The organism is Roseixanthobacter glucoisosaccharinicivorans (assembly GCF_043195095.2).
Taxonomy (GTDB): Bacteria; Pseudomonadota; Alphaproteobacteria; order Rhizobiales; family Xanthobacteraceae; genus NCEH01.
This window is the reverse complement of the sequence record NZ_CM195538.1, coordinates 4,235,143-4,259,327: the sequence shown is the minus strand read 5'-3', so window position 1 is coordinate 4,259,327 and position 24,185 is coordinate 4,235,143. Positions and strand designations below refer to the sequence as shown.

At 69.4% G+C, this 24,185-nt stretch carries 25 protein-coding genes; 6 read left to right on the top strand and 19 right to left on the bottom strand.

Annotated elements, in window-relative coordinates; all coding sequences use genetic code 11:
• The first annotated feature begins 22 nt into the window (after window positions 1-22).
• The 3 genes from V5F78_RS19710 to V5F78_RS19700 are packed head-to-tail and all read left to right on the top strand — an operon-like array spanning window position 23 to window position 2,952.
• Window positions 23-874, top strand: coding sequence for a chorismate mutase (locus V5F78_RS19710; protein WP_394070358.1), 852 nt, complete (start codon window positions 23-25; stop codon window positions 872-874).
• Window positions 875-889: 15 nt separating this feature from the next.
• Entirely contained in the window at window positions 890-2,020 is a 1,131-nt protein-coding gene (hisC, locus tag V5F78_RS19705; RefSeq protein ID WP_394070356.1) for a histidinol-phosphate transaminase, read from the top strand.
• Window positions 2,017-2,952, top strand: coding sequence for a prephenate/arogenate dehydrogenase family protein (locus tag V5F78_RS19700; RefSeq protein ID WP_394070354.1), 936 nt, complete (start codon window positions 2,017-2,019; stop codon window positions 2,950-2,952). The genes hisC and V5F78_RS19700 overlap by 4 nt, the downstream gene beginning before the upstream one ends.
• Here V5F78_RS19700 and V5F78_RS19695 read toward each other — a convergent pair.
• Entirely contained in the window at window positions 2,946-4,010 is a 1,065-nt protein-coding gene (locus V5F78_RS19695) for a DUF2125 domain-containing protein (protein WP_394070352.1), read from the bottom strand. The genes V5F78_RS19700 and V5F78_RS19695 overlap by 7 nt on opposite strands.
• Before the next feature lie 135 nt (window positions 4,011-4,145).
• On the opposite strand from V5F78_RS19695, the gene V5F78_RS19690 reads away from it, so the two are divergent.
• A complete protein-coding gene (locus tag V5F78_RS19690) occupies window positions 4,146-4,718 on the top strand; it encodes a gamma-glutamylcyclotransferase (protein WP_394070459.1) in 573 nt (190 codons plus the stop codon).
• A 138-nt stretch (window positions 4,719-4,856) separates the two neighbouring features.
• Here the strand turns inward: V5F78_RS19690 and V5F78_RS19685 are convergent, their stop codons facing one another.
• The 5 genes from V5F78_RS19685 to ftsE all read right to left on the bottom strand — a co-directional run bounded on the left by V5F78_RS19685 (window position 4,857) and on the right by ftsE (window position 8,541).
• Window positions 4,857-5,276 (bottom strand): hypothetical protein, encoded by a 420-nt coding sequence (locus V5F78_RS19685; protein WP_509276312.1) that lies wholly within the window; start codon window positions 5,274-5,276, stop codon window positions 4,857-4,859.
• A 56-nt stretch (window positions 5,277-5,332) separates the two neighbouring features.
• Window positions 5,333-6,121 carry a lysophospholipid acyltransferase family protein gene (locus V5F78_RS19680; protein ID WP_394070348.1) on the bottom strand — a complete coding sequence of 263 codons (789 nt, stop codon included), beginning with the start codon at window positions 6,119-6,121 and terminating at the stop codon, window positions 5,333-5,335.
• Between the two features lie 40 nt (window positions 6,122-6,161).
• Window positions 6,162-6,797 (bottom strand): YdcF family protein, encoded by a 636-nt coding sequence (locus V5F78_RS19675; RefSeq protein ID WP_394070346.1) that lies wholly within the window; start codon window positions 6,795-6,797, stop codon window positions 6,162-6,164.
• A gap of 132 nt (window positions 6,798-6,929) precedes the next feature.
• Window positions 6,930-7,889 carry a cell division protein FtsX gene (locus tag V5F78_RS19670; RefSeq protein ID WP_394070344.1) on the bottom strand — a complete coding sequence of 320 codons (960 nt, stop codon included), beginning with the start codon at window positions 7,887-7,889 and terminating at the stop codon, window positions 6,930-6,932.
• Entirely contained in the window at window positions 7,882-8,541 is a 660-nt protein-coding gene (gene ftsE, locus V5F78_RS19665; RefSeq protein WP_348844549.1) for a cell division ATP-binding protein FtsE, read from the bottom strand. Before ftsE ends, V5F78_RS19670 begins: the two co-directional genes overlap by 8 nt.
• A 154-nt stretch (window positions 8,542-8,695) precedes the next feature.
• On the opposite strand from ftsE, the gene hpt reads away from it, so the two are divergent.
• A complete protein-coding gene (gene hpt, locus V5F78_RS19660; protein WP_394070342.1) occupies window positions 8,696-9,232 on the top strand; it encodes a hypoxanthine phosphoribosyltransferase in 537 nt (178 codons plus the stop codon).
• Complete coding sequence (locus V5F78_RS19655) at window positions 9,229-9,957, top strand: class I SAM-dependent methyltransferase (RefSeq protein WP_394070341.1); 729 nt, start codon at window positions 9,229-9,231, stop codon at window positions 9,955-9,957. The genes hpt and V5F78_RS19655 overlap by 4 nt, the downstream gene beginning before the upstream one ends.
• A 203-nt stretch (window positions 9,958-10,160) precedes the next feature.
• On the opposite strand, the gene V5F78_RS19650 is transcribed toward V5F78_RS19655, so the two are convergent.
• From V5F78_RS19650 to V5F78_RS19590, 13 genes are all read right to left on the bottom strand, one after another.
• Entirely contained in the window at window positions 10,161-12,833 is a 2,673-nt protein-coding gene (locus tag V5F78_RS19650; protein ID WP_394070339.1) for a TIGR02302 family protein, read from the bottom strand.
• Window positions 12,834-12,947: 114 nt separating this feature from the next.
• Window positions 12,948-13,163, bottom strand: coding sequence for a hypothetical protein (locus tag V5F78_RS19645; RefSeq protein WP_394070338.1), 216 nt, complete (start codon window positions 13,161-13,163; stop codon window positions 12,948-12,950).
• A gap of 3 nt (window positions 13,164-13,166) precedes the next feature.
• On the bottom strand, window positions 13,167-13,532 hold the full coding sequence (locus V5F78_RS19640; RefSeq protein ID WP_394070336.1) for a PRC-barrel domain-containing protein: 366 nt from the start codon (window positions 13,530-13,532) through the stop codon (window positions 13,167-13,169).
• Between the two features lie 150 nt (window positions 13,533-13,682).
• On the bottom strand, window positions 13,683-14,060 hold the full coding sequence (locus tag V5F78_RS19635) for a PRC-barrel domain-containing protein (RefSeq protein ID WP_394070334.1): 378 nt from the start codon (window positions 14,058-14,060) through the stop codon (window positions 13,683-13,685).
• A 66-nt stretch (window positions 14,061-14,126) separates the two neighbouring features.
• Complete coding sequence (locus tag V5F78_RS19630; RefSeq protein WP_394070332.1) at window positions 14,127-15,227, bottom strand: DUF1513 domain-containing protein; 1,101 nt, start codon at window positions 15,225-15,227, stop codon at window positions 14,127-14,129.
• 3 nt (window positions 15,228-15,230) lie between these two features.
• A complete protein-coding gene (locus V5F78_RS19625) occupies window positions 15,231-16,280 on the bottom strand; it encodes an imelysin family protein (protein WP_394070330.1) in 1,050 nt (349 codons plus the stop codon).
• A 100-nt stretch (window positions 16,281-16,380) separates the two neighbouring features.
• Window positions 16,381-17,604 carry a di-heme oxidoredictase family protein gene (locus tag V5F78_RS19620; RefSeq protein WP_394070329.1) on the bottom strand — a complete coding sequence of 408 codons (1,224 nt, stop codon included), beginning with the start codon at window positions 17,602-17,604 and terminating at the stop codon, window positions 16,381-16,383.
• Window positions 17,604-19,043 (bottom strand): multicopper oxidase family protein, encoded by a 1,440-nt coding sequence (locus V5F78_RS19615; protein ID WP_394070327.1) that lies wholly within the window; start codon window positions 19,041-19,043, stop codon window positions 17,604-17,606. The genes V5F78_RS19620 and V5F78_RS19615 overlap by 1 nt, the downstream gene beginning before the upstream one ends.
• Window positions 19,044-19,048: 5 nt before the next feature.
• Complete coding sequence (locus V5F78_RS19610; protein ID WP_394070457.1) at window positions 19,049-20,332, bottom strand: imelysin family protein; 1,284 nt, start codon at window positions 20,330-20,332, stop codon at window positions 19,049-19,051.
• A 155-nt stretch (window positions 20,333-20,487) separates the two neighbouring features.
• A complete protein-coding gene (locus V5F78_RS19605; RefSeq protein ID WP_394043958.1) occupies window positions 20,488-20,853 on the bottom strand; it encodes a helix-turn-helix domain-containing protein in 366 nt (121 codons plus the stop codon).
• Window positions 20,854-20,877: 24 nt separating this feature from the next.
• Window positions 20,878-21,522, bottom strand: coding sequence for a Smr/MutS family protein (locus tag V5F78_RS19600; protein WP_394070325.1), 645 nt, complete (start codon window positions 21,520-21,522; stop codon window positions 20,878-20,880).
• Window positions 21,519-22,688 (bottom strand): murein transglycosylase A, encoded by a 1,170-nt coding sequence (gene mltA / locus V5F78_RS19595; RefSeq protein ID WP_394070323.1) that lies wholly within the window; start codon window positions 22,686-22,688, stop codon window positions 21,519-21,521. Before mltA ends, V5F78_RS19600 begins: the two co-directional genes overlap by 4 nt.
• A gap of 366 nt (window positions 22,689-23,054) precedes the next feature.
• Entirely contained in the window at window positions 23,055-23,768 is a 714-nt protein-coding gene (locus V5F78_RS19590) for a Tim44/TimA family putative adaptor protein (protein WP_394070321.1), read from the bottom strand.
• Window positions 23,769-24,185 lie beyond the last annotated feature (417 nt).

The following is a 24,185-nucleotide window of genomic DNA, read 5'->3' as shown; positions in this document are numbered from 1 at the left end:
GATCAGCCCGATTGTGAGCCCCATGAATTCATCAGCGCCCCCTCCCGTTCTCGCCGACCTGCGCGCCGAGATCGACCGCATCGACGAAGCCATGCACCGCCTCCTGATGGAGCGCGGCGAGATCATTGATCGCCTCGTCGCGGTGAAGCGCAACCAGAGCGAAGGCTCCGCCTTCCGCCCCGCCCGCGAGGCCGCGATGATGCGTCGGCTCGTGGACCGGCACGCCGGCCTGCTGCCGCTCGACACCGTCGAGAGCATCTGGCGCGTCATCATCTCCACCTTCACTTATGTCCAGGCGCCTTATGCGGTGCATGCCGATTTGTCGGTGGGTGAGCCGCAGATGCGCGACAGCGCGCGCTTCCATTTCGGCTTCACGACGCCGTTCGTGACCCATATGGGGCCGCGCGGCGTGATCGAATCGGTGGTGGCCTCCAAGGGCGATCTCGGCCTGCTGCCGGCTTCCGCGCTCTCCGGCGGCGATGCCTGGTGGACCGCGCTCGAGGGCGACCACGCGCCGAAGATCATCGCGCGCCTGCCGTTCGTGGAGCGGGCGGACCATCCCGCCGGCCTGCCGGTGTTCGTGGTCTCCCATCCCATCAACGATGCCGCGGTGACCGAGGTGGAGACCTGGAGCCTGCATGTGTCCGGCTGGAGCGCACGCGCCGCTGGCGCGCTGGGTGGGCAGGGCGACATGCTGGTGGCCGCCGATCGCGCGCCGGGCCAGGCCGCCGTTCTGCTGAGCGTGCCCGCCGGCACCCGCGATGCGGCGCTGGACGCCCTGCGGCAGGCCGGGGCGCAGATCGCCGCCGTTCTTCCCGTGGGCAGCCATGCTGCCCCCTATCGTCTCGGCGCGGACAGCACCCGGCGTCCGTGACCTGTGGAGTTGAGTATGTCCACCCCCGCGCAAAGCCCCCGTGTTTCCCTCCGCCCCGTGCCGCGCCCCGGCGTGCTCGATATCCGCGCCTATGTGCCGGGCAAGAGCCATGCGCATGGTGTCGAGAAGGTGTTCAAGCTCTCGTCGAACGAAACCCCGGTGGGTCCGAGCCCGCAGGCGATGACGGCGTTCGCGGAAGCCGGCTCGCATCTGCAGGATTATCCCGATGGCACCTCCGGCGTGCTGCGTCGGGCCATCGGCCACACGTTCGGCATTGATCCCGACCGCATCATCTGCGGCGCGGGCTCGGACGAATTGCTGAGCATGATCGCCCACACCTTTATCGGACCGGGCGACGAGGCGATCTACAGCCAGTACGGCTTCCTGGTCTATCCCATCGCGACCATGGCGGCCGGCGGCACGCCCGTGGTGGCGCGCGAAACCGACCATACGGCGAGCGTGGACGCCATGCTCGCGGCGGTGACGCCGCGCACCCGCGTGGTGTTCCTGGCCAATCCCAACAATCCCACCGGCACCTATTTGCCGTTCGAGGAGGTGCGCCGCCTGCACGCCGGCCTGCCGGGCAATGTGCTGCTGGTGCTGGACGCGGCTTACGCGGAATATGTCCGCCGCAACGATTACGAGACCGGGCTCGAACTGGCGCTGACCGCCGAGAACGTCATCATGACCCGCACCTTCTCCAAGATCCACGGGCTCGCGGCGCTGCGGGTCGGCTGGGCGGTGGGGCCGGCGGCGGTGCTCGACGCCATGAACCGCGTGCGCGGGCCGTTCAACATGAACACACCGGCGCTGCTGGCCGGCGCCGCCGCGATCGCCGACACCGCCCATGTGGATCTCGCGGTGGCCCATAATGACCGCTGGCTGCCCTGGCTCACCGCCGAGATCGAGAAGCTCGGCCTGAAGGTGACGCCGTCGGTCGCCAATTTCGTGCTGATCCATTTCGACGAGACGCCGGGCCGCACCGCCCATGACGCGGACGCCTTCCTGAGCGCGCGCGGGCTGATCCTGCGCTCGGTCGCATCCTATGGCCTGCCGAACGCGCTGCGCATGACGGTCGGCACCGAGGAAGCCAACCGCCTGGTGGTGGAGGCGCTCGCCGCCTTCCTGTCGGGGACGGAGCGTTGAACGCGCCGCTCGTCGGCCGTCTCGCGGTCATCGGCGCGGGGCTGATCGGATCTTCCGTCGCCCGCGCCGCGCGCGAGAAGGGGCTGGCGGGGGAGGTGGTGGTGTTCGACGCCGATGCCGGCGTGCGCGCGCGTGTGCGCGCACTCGGCTTTGCGGATGCGGTGCCGGAGAGCGTGGCGGAGGCGGTGCGCGACGCCGATATCGTGATTGCCGCCGTGCCGGTGGGTGCCTCAGGCGCGGTGGCGGAGCAGGTGGGGCCGCATCTCAAGCCCGGCGCCATCCTCTCCGATGTCGGTTCGGTGAAGGGGGCGGTGGTGGAGGCCATGGCGCCGTTCGTGCCCGCGCACGCCCATCTCGTCCCGGCCCATCCCGTGGCGGGCACGGAATTTTCCGGCCCCGAGGCGGGGTTTGCCAGCCTGTTCGAGAACCGCTGGTGCATCGTCACCCCGCCCGAGGGTGCCGATCCGGCAGCGGTGGAAAAGCTCTCAGCGCTCTGGCGCGGCTTCGGCTCCAACGTGGAGCAGATGTCGGCGCAGCATCATGATCTGGTGCTGGCCATCACCAGCCACGTGCCGCACCTGATCGCCTACAATATCGTCGGCACCGCCGAGCACCTGGAGCAGACGCTGACCTCCGAGGTGATCAAATTCTCGGCCGGCGGGTTTCGCGACTTCACCCGCATCGCGGCGTCCGATCCCACCATGTGGCGCGACGTGTTCCTCTACAATCGCGAGGCGGTGCTGGAGATGCTGGCCCGCTTCAACGAAGACCTCATGTCGCTGCAGCGGGCGATCCGCTACGGCGACGGCGAGGCCCTGTTCGCGCATTTCACCCGCACCCGCGCGATCCGCAAATCCATCATCGAGCAGGGGCAGGAAACCGCCGCGCCGGATTTTGGACGACGCGGCGGCGAGGGCGGCGGCGCTCAATAGAGCGGCGGAATGATCCCCACCGGGAATTTGCCGAGCTGAAGCGTGCCTTCCTTCAGCAGCAGCGAGAAAGTGGCCCCGCGTCGCCCGGCGACGTCGCCGGGCTTGCCGGCCAGCGCCAGCGCGCCGACGATGGGGGCCATCTCCGGGGGAATGACGCCGCTGCGCGACAGATTGCGCGCCAGGTCCTCGATGCCGGCGAAGCCCACGTTCACCGCGCCGTTGAGGCGGCCCGCGGCATCCAGGGCGAGGGCGCCGGAGGCGCTCACGGCGGCCTTCGGGGTGGTGATGGTGAGGGTATCGAGCTTCAGGATGCCGCCCGCGGCCGCCCAGGCGCGCAGGCGCTCAGTCACGGCCATGGGGCGGAAATCCTCGGCCGCGGTCACGGTGCCTTGCAGGTTCAGGTTCAGCGGGCCGGTGGCGCCCGCGGCGGCCAGCATGGCGCTTTCCCCGCCTGCGATGGAGGCGGCATAGTCAACGCCATCAGGCACGGCGGTGGTGGCCGGGTTGCGGCGGGCGTGGATCTCCAGATGCGTGGCGGAGAGCACCGGCAATGCGTCCGCGCCCGGCGTGGGCACCCATTTCACATCCGGCTGGTCCACCACCAGGGCGAAGCGCTGGGGCCGCCCGCTGGTGTCGCCGATGCCGCTCATCTGGAGCAGGCTCCAGTTCGCCTCATAGATACGGCCGGTCTTGGGGTCTTCCACGCGCGCGGGGGAGGCGAACTCGGCGACGATATGGTTCGGCGCCCACACCTGTGCCACCGCATGGGCCTTGGCCGCGCTGATGCGCAGCGGATCTCCGCCCTGGGTTTCCAGCGTCGGCGACTGGCACAGCAGCTCGAAGCGGAAGGGGAAGCCACCGAGGCTACGCTCGCCGCAATTCCAGATCCGGCCGAGGGTCTTCTCGCGCACGATCCAGGCGTCGATCTCCCGTTCCGCCCGGTTGGCGGCATAGAACCACAGGCCGCACCAGCCGATGGCGAGAATCATCACCAGACCGAATGGGATGGCGACCATCCAGCTCTTGCGGCGACGCGGCGCGGGCGAAGTATCGGTCATGGGCGTTCCTATGAGCAGTCCGGACAAAATGCCTGCGCGAAGGGCCGGAAATACGGCCTGCCGGGGGGCCGTGGCGCGGCGCACCCTTGCAGACGGTTAAAGACGCTGTTAGGCGACGATGAACGTTCCGTGTCAATGCCGGCCCGCGCCGCGATGATTTCCCCCGCACCAACGCCACACGACCATTGGGTGTTCGCCTATGGTTCGCTGATGTGGAATCCCGGCTTCGCCTTCGCGGAGAAGGCGGAGGCGCGCCTGCTCGGCGCGCACCGGGCGCTGTGCGTCTATTCCTTCCATCATCGCGGCACGCCGGAACAGCCGGGCCTGGTGCTGGGGCTGGATCTCGGCGGTTCCTGCCGGGGCATCGCCTATCGCATCGCGCCTGAGGATTGGGCGCAGACCCACGCCTATCTCACCGCGCGCGAGCAGATTTCGGGTGTTTATCGTGAGCGCGTGCGGCGGGTGCAGATCCTGGACGGCTCGCGGCGGGATGTGGCGGCGATCGCCTATCTGGTGGATCGCGGCCACGCGCAATATGCCCGGCGGCTGGAATTGGAGGACCAGCTTCACCTGGTGCAGCGCGCGCATGGGAAATCCGGCCCGAATCGCGATTACGTGCTGTTCACCGTCCATGCGCTGGAGGCGATGGGCATCGCCGATAGCGGCCTTGCCTGGATCGCCCACCGGCTGAATGCGGGCCGCGACTAAGCTGCGGCGAAGGCGCGTCGCCGGTGTCGCCCTGTAAGGCCGCGTTTGGGGGCAGGGGCCTCCTGCCCCTTAAGCCTGCCCCTTAAGAAGACTGCCCCGTAAGGATGCTGTCCCTCGGGGCTCCGGCTCCCTTGCCGCTCAGGCGGCCTGGCGGCTTTGGTTCGCAAACATCGGCGCCATGGAGGCGGGCGCGGGCAAGGCGAGGCATTCGCTCGGCGGCTGGTGGGGTTGCAGCAAGCGGGCCAGGGTTTCCGGCACATCGTCGCCGAAGACGTGCACATGCACTTCCTCCGCCTTCATGCGCCGGGCGGCCCGCCGCGCCGGCTCTCCGGCCGGGCCCGCCCACATGGCGATGGGACCCGCCGGCGTGCGCCGCGCGACGATGGCGAGCGCGTCCGGATAGTCCGGCACCGCATCGGCGTCGTAGATGGAAAAGATGTGGCGTTGCCCGTCCGCGTCGCGCCAGAATCGATAGCGCGGGCCCAAAGGACCACCCGTCAGCCCGGAGAGCCGGCCGGCATCGAACAAGGGGATAAGGAGCGAATCAGTCGCGTTCATGAGAACGAAACTAGAACAGCCCGAATCCGCGATCAAGAGTTTTCCACAGGACCGAATTATGGGGATAAATCGTCCCCTGCAGCGGCCGCGCTGCGGTCGATTTTCGGCGCGTTGGGGCCAAGCTCCTGCAATCCCTCTTCCAGCAGGCGATCGGAGGCGGTTTCGATGACCTCCTGCATGCGTTTGAGGAACACGCCGCGCGGCAATCCCGTGGGGATAACTGGCAGGATCTCGACCCGCACCGTGCCCGGGCGGCGGATCATCTGGTTGCGCGGCCAGAACAGGCCGGAGTTGAGCGCGATCGGCAGGCAGGGCGCTTTCAGCGTGGTGTAGAGGTGCGCCACGCCGAACTTATAGGCCGGCGGCGCACCGGGCGGGCGGCGCGTGCCTTCGGGAAAAATCAGGATCTGGCGGCCCTCGACGATCTTCTCCAGCGCCGCGTCGGTCATGCCCCGCAGCGCCGAGGACCCGGCGGCGCGGTCGATGGGAACCATCTCGGCCTTGGCCAGGAACCAGCCGAACAGGGGCATCGACATCAGTTCTTTTTTCAGGATGAACACGGGATCCGCGAACAAAGGCAGCAGGGCGATGGTCTCCCAGGCCGACTGGTGCTTGGCGACCACCAGGAGCGGTCCCTCTGGAATATTCTCCCGGCCGGTGATCTCCACCTTCATGCCCACCACCACGCGCAGCAGCAGCATGACGATGCGCACCCACAGCATGATGAAGCGGTCCCACAGCACCCGCCGGGGGAGAATGGCCATCAGCGGCAGCAGCAGAAGCATGACGATGATTGTGATGCCGTAGAACAGCACCTGAAACAGGATCGACCGCAGAACAATCACGCTTCGTCCCCTGGCCCCGTCGTGCGTGCCTTTCGGCGGATCAGCGATTGGCCGAAACCTGCGCGGGTGCGGGCGGCGGCGAATCAAGCGGCGCAACCGCCTGGGCCGGGCGGATCTTGGCCTTCGCCATCATGTACTTCAAATATTCCTTCACGAGGAGCTTCACCATCGCCGGATCGCTCCACCATCCCCGTTCGCTCATGCGGTCGCTCACCACGGGATAGGCGACCAGCTCCACATCCGGCAGGGCACGCGAGAGTTCGAACAGGGCGCGCGGCATGTGCCAGGTGGAGGTGACCACCATGAGCGAGCGGAAGCGCTTCGCCCGCGCCCATTCCGCGGCCTCGATGGCATTGCCCCAGGTGTTCAGCGCCTTGTGGCCGAGATCGACGCAGCATTCGAGCAAAGCTTCGCTCACCGGCAGCGCGCGGCGCAGCTCGCCGGCCGAAGTGTTGCGGTTCACGCCGGTGATCAGCAACCGCTTGCCGTGCCCTTCCGCGAGCAATTGCACGCCGTCCGATACCCGCGACTGGCCGCCGGTCAGCACCACGATGGCATCCACCGGTTTCAGCGCGACCGGCTCGCGGCCGGCGATGCGGGCGGTGAACAGAAAGAAGCCGCCGGCCAGCGTCAAGGTGGCGCTGCCGATCACCAGCCCGACCGCGAGCAGCGCCATGCGCCGCCGCGAGCGCCGCCGCCTTCCCTGCGAAAGCGGGCCCATGCTGGAGTCTGGCACTGCTTCAGAAGCCATCATCAGCGCAGCATGTCTGTGGAATAAGGCGTGGGCGAGGAGAAATTTTGAGCCGCCTCACTGGATCGTCCTCAACGTCCGGTAAACGGTCATGCGCGAGGTCAAGGCGGTGACGCCCGCGACCAGCAGCACCAGCACCGCGATGCCGGCGAATCCCAGCAGGCCGGGATAGAGCCAGGTGAGGATCGAGGGGTTTTCCGGATCGCCGCCAAAGCCGAGGCGCGGCAGGCTGGCGATGGCCAGGAATACGGCGGTTGCGGACAGTCCGCCGAGCAGGCCGCCCTGGGCGCCGATCTTCAGGAAATGGCGCTGGAACTGGGCGGCGATGAAGCCGTCTCGGGCACCGACGAAATGCAGCACCTCCACGATCGTGCGATTGGTCGCCACCGCCGCGCGGGTGGCGAACACCACCGACAGCACGGTGGCGATGGCCACCAGCACGAGAAGGCCGATGCCGGTCGCCATCACGCCTTCGGCCATGGAGCCAAGCCGCCGCGACCAGGAGCGGTGGTCGTCGAGGCTGGCGGTGGGAATCCTGTCCGTGAGCGTGCGGCGCAGGCGGGCGAGGTCCGGGGTCTGGCTCGGATCGAGCCGCAGCACGATGATGCGCGGCACCGGGAGGTCCGAAAAGTCGAGCCCGGTTCCGAGCCAGGGCTCCAGCAGGCGTCCCGTCTCGTCCTGGCTCAGCACATGGACTTCGGCGATGCCGGGGGTGCCCTGGGCGATGTCGGTGGCGGCCTTCACCTGGGCATCGACCGCCGCCGCATCGCCGGCGCGGATCTGGATCGTCACCTCGCGTGCGACGTCGGAGCGCCACATGTCGGCGGTCGCCCGCACCGCGAGGACGGTGCCGAGGGTGAGGCTGGCGAGGAACGTCATGATCGCCACCACCGCCACCAGCGCGCGGCCCGCGACCGTGGCGCGCGGCACGATGGAGCCCTGAGCCTTGCGGCTCGCCTTCTTGCGTGGCGCGGCGGCGGCCTTTGCCTCCGGTGCGGCGGGGGGGAGGCTATTCATAGACATAGAGCCGCCCGTCCGCGATCACGAGGCGCCGCGCGTCGAACTGATCCATGAGCGCGATGTCGTGGGTGGCCAGCAGCACCGAGGTGCCGGATTTGTTCAATTCCACGAACAGGCGCAGCAGGCGGCGCGCCAAGGTGGGGTCCACATTGCCCGTGGGTTCGTCGGCCAGCAGGAATTCGGGCCGGCCGATCAGCGCGCGGGCGATGGCGGCGCGCTGCTTCTCGCCGCCCGAGAGCACGGGGGGCAGCACGTTCATGCGGTCGCCGAGACCCACCCAATGCATCAATTCCGTCACTTCCGCGCGGTAGCTGGTCTCTTCCTTGCCGAGCACGCGCAGCGGCAGGGCGACATTCTCATAGGTGGTGAGATGGTCCAGCAGGCGGAAATCCTGGAACACGATGCCGATGCGCCGGCGCAGCACCGCCACCTCGTCGGGATCGAGCGAGGAGACATCGCGCCCGAACAGGGTGATGAGCCCCCGCGTCGGCTTCAGCGAGAGGAACAGCAGGCGCATCAAAGTGGTCTTGCCGGCGCCCGACGGCCCGGTGAGGAATTGAAACGAATTGGGCTCGATGCCGAAGGTCACGTCCTTCAGCACTTCGGGACCCATGCCGTATCTCAGGCCGACATTCTCGAAGCGGACCAAAGCCCCCACCTTAAGCGAATCGGACGTCTTGCGCCCGCCAACCATAGACCGTGCCGGCGCGCGAGGCGAAAGGCCCCGCCGCATCCGGCGCTTGCAGGCCGAGTCTGGACGCTTGCCCGCGCCCGGTCCATGCTCGCACGAAATGAGAGGAACCATGTCGCTCCCTACGGTTAAAGTTCTGTTCGATGAGAACCGCATCGCCGCCCGCAATCGCGAGCTGGCGTCTGAAATCGCCGCTCTGGAGCCGGAAAAGCTCCTGGTGGTCGCGGTGCTGAAGGGCTCGTTCATGTTCGCGGCGGATCTGCTGCGGGCGCTGCATGGCTCGGGCCTGACGCCGGAAATGGAATTCGTGCACCTCTCCTCCTATCGCGAGGCGACGGTCTCCTCCGGCCAGGTGCAGATCCTGCGCGATGTGGAAAGCGATGTGCGCGGGCGCGACGTGCTGCTGGTGGACGATATTCTGGAATCTGGCCGCACCCTGGCGTTCGCGAAGGACCTGCTGGTCGCGCGCGGGGCGCGGCGGGTTCTGGTGTGCGTGCTGCTGGAAAAGCCCGGCAAGCGGGCGGTGCAGATCGAGGCCGACCTCGTCGGCTTCGAGTGTCCGGACGTGTTCGTGGTGGGCTATGGCATGGATGTCGCCCACGCGTTCCGGCAATTGCCATTCATCGGCCATATCGAGGGGCTGGAATGACCGCTTCGCCTTCGCCCGCCGAGAGCGAGGCGGTGCGCAAGTTCGATCCCGCGCGGGCCGGCGAATACCAGGCCCAGAGCCGGATCGCGCTGGCGGGCTATGACGCCTGCCACGAATTGTCCGCCTGCATGCTGGCGGCCGCCATCGGCACGGGCGGGGCGGCGCACATTCTGGTGGCGGGCGCGGGCGGCGGGGCGCAGGAGGTGCTGAGCGCCGGCGCGCTGGAGCCGGCGTGGCGCTTCACCGCCATCGACCCCTCCGCGCCCATGCTGGAGCTTGCGGTGGCGCAGGTCGCCCAGGCCGGGCTGACCGGCCGCACCGATTTCAAGCTTGGCGTGGTCGCCGATCTGCCGGCCGAACCGAAGTTCGACGGGGCGACCTTGATCGGGGTGCTGCACCATCTGCCGGGGCAGGAGGCCAAGCGCGCGATCCTGGCCGACCTCGCCCTGCGGCTGAAACCGGGGGCGCCGCTGATCCTCGCAGGCAACCGCTTCGCCTATGCCGAGCATCCCCTGTTGCTGAAGGCCTGGGGCGAGCGCTGGCGCATGCATGGCGCATCCGCGCTCGAGGTGGAGGCGAAGCTCGGCAAGATCCTCCAAGGGGCCGACCCGCCGCATTCGGAAGCCGAAGTGGCGCAACTGCTGGACGAAGCCGGGTTCGAACCGCCGACCTTCTTCTTCTCCAGCCTGTTCTGGGCCGCCAGCCTCTCGCGCCGCAAGATGTGAGCAACCCCGCGCAACGCGTCGGGGACTTGCGGAACGGCACTCCTCCCTCACCCGTCCGCTGCGCGGCCGACCTCTCCTCGTGGGGGAGAGGTGAAGGGGCGGCTCAGCTCGGGACGTGGACGGCGAATCCGGGAAGAGTCCCCCTCTCCTCGGCGGGGAGGGGGCTGGGGTGAGGGGGCAAGCGGCCTCCCCTCAGGCGCGGGTCAGAAATTCTCCAGCAGGCGCTCGATATAATCGAGTTCGAGCTGGGGCCGGTTGGTCTGCTCCAGGCGGCGGCGCAATTCCTCCAGCACCTGGCGCGCGCGCTGGACATCCACCTCCTCGGGCACCTTCACGGTGTAATCGTCGCCATAATCCTGGCTGCGCAGGGGCCGGCCCATGGGATCGGTGCGCTGGGCGCCCTGGCCCGACGGGCCGCCGGGACCCTGGCCGTTGGGATTGGACTGCTGGCCTTCCGCCATGGCCTGGGCGCCCTGACGCAGGGCCTGGAGCGCACGGCCCTGGGAATCCAGCGCGCCCTGGGCATTGCCCTCGCCGAGCGCGCGCTCGGCATCGCGCATGGCCTGTTCGGCCCGGCCGAAGGCGCGGCCCGCGCGGCCGGTGGGGCTCTCGCCGCCCTGGCCTTCTCCACCCTGGCCTTCGCCCGCCTGACCCTGACCTTCGCCCTGACTCTGCCCCTCGGCCTGATCCTGGCCTTGTCCCTGGCCGCGCTGCTGTTCCATGCGGCGCATTTCGTCGAGCATCTGGCCGAGGCGGCGGCGCAGGCCTTCCTGGCCTTCCTGAAGCGGGCCGAACGTGCCGTTCTCGCCTTGCTGCCCCTGCTCGCCGTCCTGCCCTTGCTGCCCCTGCTGCTGGCGCTGCTTGTAGGTGCGGTCGCGCAGGCGCTGCTGCTCCTGGATCATATTGCCCAGCTCGCTCTGGCCCTGCTGCCCCTGCTGGCCGGCCTGGCGATTGCCCGGCTTCAGATTGTCCATCATGGCCTGGAGTTCATCCAGAAGCTGCTTGGCGGCATCCTTGGCACCGCTGCGGGCAAGGTTCTCGATGCGGTCCAGCATGCGCTGGAGGTCCTGCGGGCGGATGACGCGGCTGTTCTGGTCGAGCGGGCGGGCATCGGCATTGCCGTTGCGCTGCGCTTCCTCGGCCAGCTGGCGCATCATCTTCTCCATCGCGGCGCGCAGATCCTGCGTGAGGCGCTTGATCTCCTCGTCGCTGGCGCCGCGCTCCAGCGCATCGCGCAACGCCTGCTGGGCATCGCGCAATTCCTTCTGGGCGGCACTCAGATCGCCGTCCTCGATGGCGAGCGCCATTTCCCACAGATAATCCACCACGCCGCGCAGGTCGTCGTCGCCACGGGCATTATGCAGCCGCCAATAGGCGCTGCGCAGGCCGAGATATTGCCCGGGCGGGATGCCGAACTGATCCGGCGCGAGCGCCAGGGCGGAGAGGATGTCCTGCACCTGCCGGCTCGCCCCGGCATCGAGCGCGAGATGCTGCCGCTGCTCGATCAGCGCGCGGGCCAGCGGCTTGGTGAAGGTGCGGGCGGGCAAGCGGAAGGTCTTGGTTTCACTCTCGCCGGTGTTGCCGGCCTCGTCTTCCACCTTCAGCGTCAGGCGCACCAGGGCGCCGGCCCAGGGATGGGCGACCAGGTCCTTCTGGGTCTGCGCCGCGCCGGTCTTGCTGCCGGCGCCGGGCAAGGCGAGGTCGAAATCGGGTGCTTCCACCAAGGGCTTGGTGGCCACCGGGGCGGGTGCGCCGGGGCGCGGGAAGAATGGCGCGGGCGGCGGCGCGGCCTGAAACACTGCGCGCGCGGACTTGGCACCGTAATCATCCTCGATGCGATAGGCGAGCACGAGCTGGTTGCGCTGGCCGCCCTGGGGCTCCTTGGCGAAGGCGATGGTGGGCTTGGTGTCCGCCAGCGCGGTGAACTTCCACGTCACATTGCGCCCGTCCGGCCCGGCCAGCGAGACTGTGCCCGCCTGGCTGATCGTAAACCGCCGCTCCGGCGCCGGGGCGGCGGTCGCGGGCGGCTGCTCCGGAGACTTCTGGGATGCATCATCCTGGGGCGCCAGCTCGGCGATCCCGCCGTCAATCTTGAGCGCGGAGGCATCGAGCCCCACGGCACGCACCACAAGCACGCTGCCGGCGGGCACCGAAAGGGCGGCGGCCTGGAACGTGGTGGGATCGTCCGAACGCAGGCCCGGCAGCACCACCGGCGGGCGGCCGGTATAGGCCGGCGGGTCCACCCAGGCATCCAGGCGGTAGGGCGTGCGGGTGACGGCACCCGACCAGTCGAACGCGCTTTCGATGCGGCTCCAGCGGTCGCCGCCGGCCAGGAAGAAGGTTGCGAACAGCGCCAGCACGGCGAGGGCGCGGAACGCGCGGGGATCGCGCGCGGCAAGGCCCGGCGCGGGCAGGCCGGCTTTCAGATTGCGGGCCGCCGCCAGCGTCTTCGCAACATGGGCGCGCCACAAGGCGGCGCTGACGGGATCATCGGCGCGGGTAGCCAGCGCATCGGAAATCGTGGTCGCCGGGCGATGGGCGAGATGACTTTCGCGGTCAAGGCGCGTGAGCGCTTCTTCCCGGCGCGGCCAGCGCATGCGGATGAGGGGCAGGAGGCTCGCCAGCAGGAAAAGCGCGAACAGCGCCACGCCGATCAACCGCACCAGCGGTGGCACGGAGAGCCAGAGGCCCGCCCAAGATACGGCCAGGAAGGCGGCGAGCACCACCAGGGCAGTGGCGATCACGGGCCAAGCCCGTTCCCACGCCAGAACCCTGCGGGCGCGCAGCACCGCACGATCCAGAAACGCCGTCGCGCTGCCGTCCGCCTCGGGTCGCGCGGGTCCGCGCGGCTTCTTCACTTCCGGTGTCCCGCTCACGCGACCTCCGAACACCAGCCCCAAAGGAAAGAGCTTAGCACGGCTGTCGGCTCTGGCCAGCGGGAGCGCCGCACCCGGTGCTCACGTCTCGTTCAGATGGGTGGCCGCGACGGATCAGATGCCCCAGCGCTCCGGCGGGGCCGGCCGCGCGGCGCGTTCGGCGGCGGCGATGTGGCGCACGGCCTGTGCCCGATTGAGGAACGGGCCTTCCAGCGGGGCACCCTCGGCGGACATTACCCACCAGCCGGCATGCGCCTGCGGCCCGTGGCGAAAACGGGGATGGGAAAAGGCGAGGCTGCCCATCGGCGGCTGCACGGGGCGCGGGTGCATGGCTCACACCCCCCAATAATAAGGCGCGCGATAATAATCGTGCACGCGGGTTTCATAATCGCGATCCCAGGTCGGCTGGTCCTCGACCCCATAGGTCGGAGCGCCTTCCATCTGCGCACGGCTGAGGTTCACCACATAGCCGGACTGCGCGGGGTCGTAATCCAGGGTCGACCATGGGAGCGGATGGTATTTCTCGCCAATGCCCAGGAAGCCGCCGAACGACATCACCGCATAGGCCACCTGGCCCGAACGCTTGTCGAGCATGAGATCGTGGATCGAGCCGAGATGTTCGCCCGCCGGATTATAGACTGCGGTCCCGGAGACCTTGTCGCCAGCAATCAGGGATGTGGTTTCATCGCGAATGTCCATGACATATCTCCTTGAAGACATTTCTTGTTTATGAAACGTCCTGTGTCCCTCAATGTTCCGTCGCGGCACCGGCGAAGAGGTGGCGCTGCCCAAAAGAAAAACCCGGCGCGTGGGCGCCGGGTTGTTCGGATCGAAGCGGATCGTGGGTGTTCAGCCGACCCAATAGCCTTGCAGGCCGTAATGGCCATGCAGCCGTTGTTCCCCGGCGCGGCGCAGTTCGACGTCCTGTTCGTCCGGCCAGGGCGGGGCGTCCTGCAATTGGTCGATGGTCACGCCGGTGACGTAGCCGCCCTGGCGGGTATCATATTTCAGCGCGGCCCAGGGCACGGGCTGATGGTCGCCCCCAAGGCCCAGCACGGCGCCGATGGTCAGCACCGCATAAGCGACCCGGCCCGAGCGCTTGTCGATCATGACGTCGCTGATGAAGCCGATGTGCTCGCCCTCGGTATTGTAGACGTCGGTGCCGCCGACCTTGCTGGTGGAGATCAGCGACGTGGTTTCTTCAACCGGAATGTGGCGCGTACCCATGGGGTTCTCCTTTGCCGATGTCTTCCCCAGGGAACACCGCAGCCGGCACGGGAGTTCCGCTCTCCCTCACGCCACACGGGACACGTGATTGTCAAAGCGCGGGCCGCCGGTGTGCCGGGCGAGGATGCGCGGGCTGCGATCCTCCACCGCGATCAGGACCACCTCGCCATAGCCGCTGGTGGCCAGGAACCGCCCCGCCTCGGCGGTCGGCGCCAGGCCGCAGCCGTCGGCAAATGGCACGAAGCCGAGATAGCGCCCCGTGCGCTCCCAGAACGCGACCCGCCCGCCGCGCGGGCTCGCCGCCGCCGCGATCCGCCCCGAGGCATCGAGCGCCACCGAGCCGATATAACCGCGCAGGCCCATCCAGGCCTCGTCCGGCGCCTCATAGGCGGTGAGGCCGCGGGCTTCGTCGATGGCGAAGAGGAGCGGCTTGCTGGAGGGCACCAGGGAGATTTCCTGCGCCGCCACCACCGCGCCTGCCGCATCGCGCGCCAGATGGCGCAGCGAGAGCGAGGCGAGATCGCCGCCGGGCGCGAACACCGCGCGCGTGCTGCCGTCGGGGCCGAGGAGGGCGAGATTGGCGCCGGTCTCCTCGCAGCCCACGGCGGCCGGCGTGCCCGGCTCGACGCCGCCATTGGCGATGATCAGGCCGTCGCCCATGTGCAGCATGTCGTGCGGGCCGGGGCCGCGGGTGGGCCATTCGGCGACGATCTCGAAATGCCCGGCGATGCGGCGCAGGGCCAGTGTGCCTTCGTCGTTCGCGGGGTCGATTTCCACCGTGAGGAAACCCGTGCCGTCGGGCGTGAAGCGGCCGTGGCCGGAGAACACGCGGTCCCCGCCGGGGGCGAAGCGCGCCACTTCCGTTCCGGCCGCGCGATCCAGCACCAGCGCCACCTTGCCGGGCCGCCGGCCCACCGCCACCGCGAGCGGGCCGTGGGCTGCGGGTTCGATGGCGTGCAGGCGGGTCGGGCTGAGCGCCAGCGGGTCGGCCTCGAAGGCGCCGTCGAGGGCGAGCGGCGCGAAGCCGCCAGCCACCTGCCCGGTGGCGAGCCATCCTTTGGTCAGCGTGTCCTGCGCGTGCGAGAGTTCGTGTGCGCGGGCAAGGTCCAGGCGGGAGGCGGCGGCGAGCGCACCGGCCCCGAGCAGCAAAGTGCGGCGGGAGATCATGGCTCAATCCCCGTCCAGCGCATTGAAGCCGAGCGGCACGCCGAGCTTGGCCGCGAGCGGGTCCACCACCGCCTTCTGCGCCGCCTTCACCTCGGCGACGGCGGTTTCCAGCAGCTTGCGGCGTTTCGGATCGGCTGCGGCGGCGCCGAGATCGGCGGGCAGGACATCCACCGCCTTTTGCGCGGCGGCGAAGCGGGCGAGCACCTGGCCCTTCGCCGGTTCCTGAAGGTCGGCGGCCAGCAGCGTGCCGAGCGCATTGGCGCTCTTCACCATGTGCTGGAGAATAGCCGCCTCGCGGCCCGAGCGGCGGCCCTCGCCGGATTGGGGCTTTGCCTCCTCCAGCGATTTGCCGAGCACTCCGATGAGGCCCTGGTCCACCACGCGCTGATAGGCGCCGGCGAGATCTGTGAGAATGAGGCTCGGCACCTGGGCGGGATCGGGCAGGAACACCTTGTCGCCGGTGCCGCTCTTCACCTCCGCCAGCAGGCCGGAGGTCTCGGAGCCCCAGCCGGCGCGGATCTCCTTCGCGATGGTCGCGAGATTGAGGGCGATGGCCGCGCCCAGCTGGCAGCGTCGGGCGGCCTGTGGGCCGCTGACCAGATCCTGCGCCGCATTCGGCTCGAACAGCACCCGCTCCAGGGCCGGCAGGCCCTGCACGGCGGCGGAGAGGCGCGGGAAGCGGTCCGTCTGAAGGCGGGCGTCGTCCGGGTCGGCGAGCAATTCGGGAATTGAGCGCGACACCGCGTTGCGCTTGTCGGGGAACATGTTGAAGCGATCCGCGCGCAGCGCCAGGATCACCGGGCCGAAGGTGACGAAGCTCACCTGCGCCCAGGCATCGCCGGCCGCGCGGAAGTCGCTGGTAAGGGTGGCGACTCCCTCGGCGCTCGGCTTGGCGCAGAAGGCGCGCCAATCCTCGTCCTGCCTGGCCGTGGCGGCGGCGAGCGCGTCATAGCGCGGCAGCAGCCAGGTTTCGATGATCGGCACAGCATCGGGCGCCGCGCGGGCGGGCAGGCTGGCGGCGAATATGGCGCCGAGGGCGACCATGCCGAACATGAGAGGTCCGCGGATGCGGGACGGGAGGGACGTTCGGAGCATCGGCGCACCTTCGGGCAGAAATCGGCGGAGCGAGGGTCTTGTCCCGGACCTGCGGAACCTAGAGACCGGAAACATAGCGGATCAGGGCATCGCGGTCGCGCGCGGGCAGCTTGCCATAGCGTGCGAGGGCGCTCGCGGCCTCCCCGCCATGCCAGGCGAGCGCAGCCTCAACGTTGGCCGCGCGGCCGTCGTGCAGCAGGCCGGTGCCGCGCGCGAGCGCCTGCGAGAGGCCGGCGAGCGGGGCGGTGCGCCATTCCCGGCCGGCGGCCGCGGGTGTGTCGAGCCCGTCGTCGAGCCCGGGTCCGAGATCGTGCAGCAGCACGTCGGTGAACAGGGCCGCCGTGCCGCCGCCCTCCAGCGGCAGGGTCGGCCGGTGGCAGGCGGCGCAGCCGGTGGCGGCGAACAGACGGGCGCCGGCCGCATCGGCCCGCGCGCCGGGCACGGGAAGGTCCGCCACATAGGCGACGAGGGCATTGAACAAAGAGGGGGAAATCTCGCTCTCCCCCTCGTGCGTCACGCCATGGGGCGCGGCGCGACACACCGTCTGCGCGGGGGTGCAATCGCCCCAGGGCTCCGGCAGCAGGGGCGTCGAGAGGCCGAGATCCAGGTGGAACGCCTCGGCGATCTGCCCGGAAAGCGTGGGCTGGGCTGCCTTCCAGCCGAACCGGCCCAGGGTTTCGCGCCCGTCCGCGCCGATGACACGATGGGCGCGGCCGCGCACGCCGTCGTCGTCGCGGTCGTCCGGGTCCTCCAGCGCCAGGATGGCGGCCTGCGGCACCTGTTCCAGCAGCCCGCGTCCGCGCAGATCCGGTGCTACGCGCAGGCGTGGCAACGTGTCGGGGGCGAGCGGGCCATAGGCGAGCGCGCTCAGCACCGGCGCGCGGGTGGTGCGCCCGGCCTCGTCGCGGCCCTCGCGGATGCGCACGATCGCCTCGGCATCCAGGCCCTGCACCGCTTCGGTCTGCAGCCGAGCGCCATAGACCGGGTCGGGCGCCCCGCCCGTCCGCGCCAGCGCCACCACCAGCCCGTGGCCGAGCGGCGCGCCATCGGCGCCGAGGCGCGCCGTGCCGCGCCCGTCCTTGGGGTGGCAGGCGCTGCAGGAGCGGGCATCGAACAGTGGGCCGAGCCCGTCATTGCCGCGCGTGGACGAAGGCGCCGGCACCCAGGGCCGGTCGAACACGGCTTTTCCCACCGCGATGTCGAGCCCGTCGGCAAGGCCTGTGCCGGCACCGAGCAGGCAGAGCGCGGCCGCGACCAGGGCGCGGGGCAGCGCCCGGCGCATCAGGCGATGCTCACATAGCCCATCATCCCCGTCTCCATATGATCGAGGATGTGGCAATGGAGCACCCAGTTTCCCGGCGCCGCGACGAAGGCGATCTCGGCGGTCTCGCGCACCGCCAGCAGCACGGTGTCGGCATAATGGCGCGGCCGCTTGGACTTGCTGGCCGAGATCACGTCGAACACATGCCCATGCAGGTGGATCGGGTGCAGATGCTGGGTGGGATTGGTGAGGCTGATCACATAGGAGCGGCCGGCCACCAGGCGAAGCAGCGGGGGCGGCATGGGCTTTGTGCCGCCGGTGGGCCAGGAATTCTGGCTGATGGCCCAGAAGGTGCGCGGGCCGGTGCAATATTGGTCCACCAGCGCCTTGGCGAGCGGATCGTCCGGCGGCAGGCCGTCGAGCACGGTGGCGGCATCGTCGGTCGCCTGCTGGAGGCTGAGCGAGAACCGCTCGGCCTTGCGCAGGTCCGCCTTTGGCACGTTCGGCGGCGGCAGGGCGATGGGCTTGAACGGGCGCTTGCGGAAATTCGAGGCCGTGGCCTCGATGCGCGCCAGGAGGAACGGGTCTCCGCCGGTGCGATAATCATAGATCGAGACGCTCTGTCCCTCGGCGGGCATGCGCACATGCAGGTCCAGCCGTTGGGAGGAGCCGAGGTCGCAGGTCTCGAAATCCAGCGGCGGCACGGCATGGCCGTCATAGGCGATGATGTAGCCCTCCGCCTCGCCGGTGCCGACCTGCACGGTGCGGGTGGAATCCAGATTGAGGATGCGCAGGCGCAGGTCCGCATGGGCGGGCGCGGACAGCATCGCCGGGCCGACCCCGTTGACGCCCCGCACGGTGCCGAAGGTGCCGGCCTTGGAGGCGCCCTCCTCGGTGAGGAAGGGCAGGAAGCTGCCGTCCGGCGCCAGCCGCCAATCCTTGATGACGAGCACGTGCTCGGCCTGGAAGGGAAGCTTCTCCTCGTCCTCCACGATCAGCACTCCGGCGAGCCCGCGTCCCACCTGGCCGGTCTCATCGCAATGGGGGTGGAAGAAATAGGTGCCGGCGTCCGGCAGCGGCACTTCATAGGTAAACTGCCCGCCGTTCGCGGGGATCAGGTCCTGCGTGAGCCCCGGCACGCCGTCCTGCGGGTTCGGCAGGCGGATGCCGTGCCAATGCACGGTGGTGCCGACCGGCAGGCGATTGTCCACGGCGACCTTCAGCCGCGTGCCGCGCCGGGCGCGCACGATGGGGAAGATCGTGTCGTTGAAGAGATAGAGGTCCTGCGCCTGCGTGCCCGGGCCGAGCAGGGTGCGCGGGCTGATCCGCGGGGTCAGCGCGAGCGGCTGGACCGGAGCACGCGGGTCGGTCGCGGCTGCGGCCTGCCCAAGGCGCTGCGGCAGGAACCCGGTGAGGGCGCCTGCCGCAAGGCCGGTCAGAAGGGTGCGCCGCGTGACCATCGCGCTCAGTTGGTCTTCACCTTCGAGGGATCGTCGAGGCTCTTGGAGCCTTCCACCTTGATCTTCACGCCGAGGGCGGCAACCGCTTGTTCCAGCGCGCGGGTCTGGGCCACCAGGGCGTCGATGCCGGCTTGCACGCGGGCATTGCCCTCGGTGTTCCCCTCACCGATCATCTGGTCATAAGCTTCCTTGCCGCTGTCGGCGGTGTCCTTGATGGCCTTCAGGGCGGCGAGGGCGGCGTCCATGCGCTCCTTCACCGTGGCGGCCACCTTGGGGTCCTTGGCGGCGACGAGATCGGCCACCGAGGGGCCCTGCACCACGCTGCCGTCGAGGCGGGTGTAGCGGCCGTTATAGATGCCGGTGATGCCGACTTCGTCGTAATAATGGGAATTGTGGGTGTTGTCGGAGAAGCAATCATGCTCCTCCTCGGGGTCGTGCAGGATCAGGCCGAGCTTCATGCGCTCCCCCGCCAGTTCGCCATAGGAGAGCGAGCCGAGCCCGGTGAGGATGATGCCGAGCCCGGCCTTCTCCGAGGTCTTCAGCACCACGGCGCGCGCCTTGCCCTTGGGACCCCATTGCGTGACGATCTCCTGCAGGTCGCTCACCAGCAGGTCGGTGGCGGCCTTGAGATAGGCGGCGCGGCGGTCGCAGTTGCCGTTGGTGCAGGCCTTCAGATCATAATCGCTGGCCGGGCGATTGCCGGCCCCCGCCTTGGTGCCGTTCAGGTCCTGGCCCCACAGCAGGAATTCGATGGCGTGATAGCCGGTGGTGACATTGGCCTCCACGCCCGCCGCCTCGGCCAGCGAGGCGATGAGCTTGGGCGTGATGGTCGAGGTGTCGACCATCTTCTTGCCGACCCGGATCTTCTTGTTGGCGATGATGTTCGCCTTGTAGAGCGGGTTCTCGTCCGAGGTGTCGCCATAGGCGGGCGCCACATAGTCGATCAGGCCCTCGTCGAGCGGCCAGGCGTTGACCTTGCCTTCCCAGGCATCCACCACCGGATTGCCGAAGCGGAAGCCCTCGGTCTGCTGGTAGGGTACGCGGGCGGCCTTCCAGGCGTCGCGCGCCTTGGCCAGGGTCGCGTCGGTCGGGGCGGCGAGGAAGGCGTTCACCGCGCCTTGCAGCGTCTTGGCGGCGATCAGGCTGTCGCCATACATGGCCTCGGCCAGGTTGGCGTAAGTGGAGAGGACGTCCTTAACCTTGGGCGCTGGCGCGGTCTCGGCTTTTGCGACAGTAATTGCGGACAGAGCCGCGCACCCTAAGGCAAAGATGAAAGTCTTGGCGCGTATCACAGCAAATGCTCCCGCGTCGCCCGGCAGAAATCGCCGGGCCACCCCGCATCAGCCATAACCGAGGGGGAGATATCCCGCAAGTTGAGCGCAGAAAATTGGAATGACTACAGGCTGGATGCTTGGAGGCCGAATTTGGAACGCGAGGGAAGGCGTCAGGCGCGGCGGCGCAGGATTTTGAGGCGCCCCAGCAGCTCGGCCACCGCTTCCGGCGGCAGGACGGCGATTTCCTTGGCCAGCAGATTGGCGAGTTCGGTCGCCTCCGGCGTCAGGCCGGCGGTATCCACGGTGACGCGGGGGTGGGAGACCTCGGCGAGCCGCTGGAGATCCTCGGCCTCGTCCCAGATCACGTTGAAATAGGCGATCACCCGCTGCACCAGCGGCCAGGTGGGACGCCCGCGCTTGCCGTTTTCCAGCGCCGAAAGATAGGTCGGCGTCACGCCCACGGCATGGGCCATCTCGCTGAGCGTCACGCCCTTGCGGGCGCGCAATTCGCGCACCCGGCGCCCGAACGGGGTCATGCGGATATCCTCATGCGCGCCCGCTCACGGCTGCGGCGCGCGGGTGCCGCGCCGCCGCCGGATGCGGACATAGAGCGCGCCGTCGCCCCCATGGCGCCGCGCCGCGCTCTCGAAGCCCACCACATAGGGCCGCATGGTCGCATCGCAGAGCCATTGCGGCACCGCCCGGCGCAATATGCCGCGCTCGGGCGTGCCAGTCATGAACACGGTTTCCGGGTCTCCCTTGCCGGTGATCACCAGCACCAGGGCATGGCCTGCGGCCTGCGCCTGCGCCACGAACAGCAGCAGTTGACGATGGGCGGCCGCCTGGGTGAGGCCATGCAGATCGAGCCGGGCATCCACCTCGCCGCCGCGCGTCAGGCGGCGCCGCACCTTGGGATCCAGCACCGAGAGCGGCGGCGGGACGGGCGCCTCCAGCGCGCGCCGCGCAGCCGTGCTGCCGGTGGGCTTGAGGACGCGCGCCTTCGCAGCGGGTGCTTTGGGCATGGGCGCCGCCGGTTCGCTCACGGCAGGCTCCGGCACCGGCGCGGCGATCGGGGCGGCGATCGGGGCAGGAGGTGGGGCGAGGGGACGCGGGGCCGCGCGCAGCGGGGCGACCGAGCGCACCACATGCTGCCACAGCGCACGCTCTTCCTCGTTCAGCACCCGCCTGCGGCCCCGCCGGCTCATGGCGCTTTCGCCCGCGCCGGCTGGAGGCGCGGCACCAGCAGGGTAAAGGCGCCGGGATGGCGGATGCGCCCGGCCACCGCCGCCGCCGCGTCCCCGGCACCGAAGAACAGATCGGCCCGCGCCGGCCCGACGATGGCGGACCCGGTATCCTGCGCGATCATCAGCCGGCGGAAGGGGTCGGCGCTGGTGGCGCGTGCCAGCGGCAGGGTGGCGTTGATGAAGATCGGCATGCCATAGGCGTGCAGCGCGCGGTCGATGGCGATCGAGCGACCGGCCGTCAGCGGCACGCCCTGGGCGCCGAGCGCGCCCGCGTCGGCGGCGAGCGGAACGGCGCGGAAGAACACGAACGAGCGGTTTTCCCGCATCAGCTCCGCGCCGGCCTGCGGGTGCTGCTCGATGAAGGTACGGATCGCGGCCATGGACATGGCCTCGCGCGCGACCAGCCCGCGCTGGATCAGCAAGCGGCCCACGGGCGTATAGGGATAGCCGTTATGGCCATCGTAATTGAGCCGCAGCGCTTTGCCGTCGGGCAGGCGGATGCGCGCCGAGCCCTGGATCTGCATGAAGAACAGGTCCACGGGATGGGCGATATAGGCGATTTCCAGCCCGCGCCCGGCGAGCGCGCCATCCTCGATCTGGGCGCGGTCGTAATAGGGAACGAGTTGGTCCCCGGCGCGGCGCACCGCGCCCCCCTTGTTGCTGCCCGCGGGCCCGGTGGGGATGAGATCCGCCGGTCGGCCATAGACCGGCACCTTAAATTCGGGAGTGGGGGTGAGCGCGCCGTCCAGCTCGGGCTCGTAATAGCCGGTGAGAAACCCGGGCGGGTTCTTCTCCGGCACGATGGTGTAGGGGCGGAAATTGGCCTCGAAGAACAGCCGCGACACCGCCGCCGAGACGGTTTCGGGCGCAAGCACGCGCACCAGCTGGCGGGCATTGTCGCAGGCGATGCGCAGCCCCGGCACCAGCGCGGGATTGTCCGGCGGGCCGACCTGCGCCGGGCGGGCGCGCAGCGCGCCACAGCTGGCGAGGAAAGCGGAGAAGGCCGCGCCCTGGTCGTCCTGCCCCCAGCCCGGCAAGGAGGCATAAGCCGCGCCTTCCAGCCGTGCGCCGGCGATCTCCGGGCGGGCCACGGGCGTGAAGGCGGGCCCGGCCGGGGTGCTCGCCAACGCCGGCGTCGCGCCGAGCCATGCCGCCAGGAGCAGGCCGGCGCATGCAAGCCGCCTTATGGAGGGATAAGCGCCTGCGACGGCATTTCGTCCTGGGGGGCGGCGCGCCCCTGATTGTGGACCGCCGGGCGTCTTTCTGTGCCCACAGAAAAGAATGGTTTTGCCGGCCGACGGGATTGTCCCTTGCCCGCTCTTGCCCCGCAGACCCTTCTCCCGCAAGCGGGAAAGCGGACGTGGGGAGGGCGCGCCCTGGGCCGGACTTATGTCGGCGCCGCCCGATTTGCCGCCCTGCGCCGCTCCGCCCAGGAGGGCGAAGGCGCTGTGCGGCGGAACGGGCGATGGGCGCGCGGGCGCCATGTGTGCCCCTTACTGCGCTGCTTCGGTGGCGACCAGCTTCCAGTTCGGGTCGCGGGTGCCGAGGTCGCGCGCGAAGGTCCACACGTCGGTCACGTCGGACACGCTGTCCGGGCTGCCGTCCGCCACCGAGCCATCCTTGGCGCGGGTGACGGAAATCAGCTTGGAGACGAAGCGCACCGTGACCTGGGCGGTGCGGTTGCGCACGCTCGCGTCCACCAGGTCCGCCGTGTCAATGGAGACGAAGCGCGATTCCATGGTCTCGGCCCGGCTCTCGCGGTCGGCGATCGCGGCGACGAAGCCGTCATAGACGTCCTTGGCCAGAAGGTCCTTGAGCTGCCGGCGGTCGCCGTTCGCGAACGCGAGCACGATCAACTCATAGGCGCCCTTGGCGCCGGAGAGGAATTGCTTCGCGTCGAAATCCGGCTCGATGGCGACGATCTGGTCGAGCGCCACGGCCACCGGGGACCCCTCGGTCGTTACGCCCTGCCAGCGGAAGCCGGGCGGGGTATCATCGTTCACCGGCGCGCGGGCAGGCAGGTCGCTGTTGCGCTCCGGCAGGGTCACCACATTGTCGGCTGGCGCCGGTGGCGGGCGCGTGGCATCGCGCGAATAGGGATCATAGGGCGGCCGTTCCTTGCCGGTGCGCTGGCCGAGCACCGAGCGCAGACGGAAGAAGATGAAGACCGCGAGGGCCAGGAAGATGATCGTGTAAATGTCGAGCACTGCGCTTCGCCATGCCTCCGGCCGCGCGGACAAGCCGCCACCGCCTCTGTTGCCGCCGCTTGAGGCCCCTTGCCATCCCCAAGGACGCCAAGCGACCCCACCCCTGGGACACGACCGATCCTCGGTTAGATGGATATCCTAACCGGTCGCATTCCGAAACCCGCCTCATCGGCCGAGACCCACCCCGCGCGGGCGATCAACCGATCTGTCCCTATATGTACGTGGTCCGGGCGCCGCCGCCACCCCCCGGAGCGGCGCGGACCGCGAATAACCTAAGGTTAGGGGTGTGGGAACGCCATATGCGCCACCGCGCCGCATGCTCCGTTGACCGGTGCCGATGGGTCACATAAGCTGTTTCAAACGATTAAAAGAATTTGCCGCCCCCACCCAAAGGCCACGCCAATCAAGGCCGGGGGA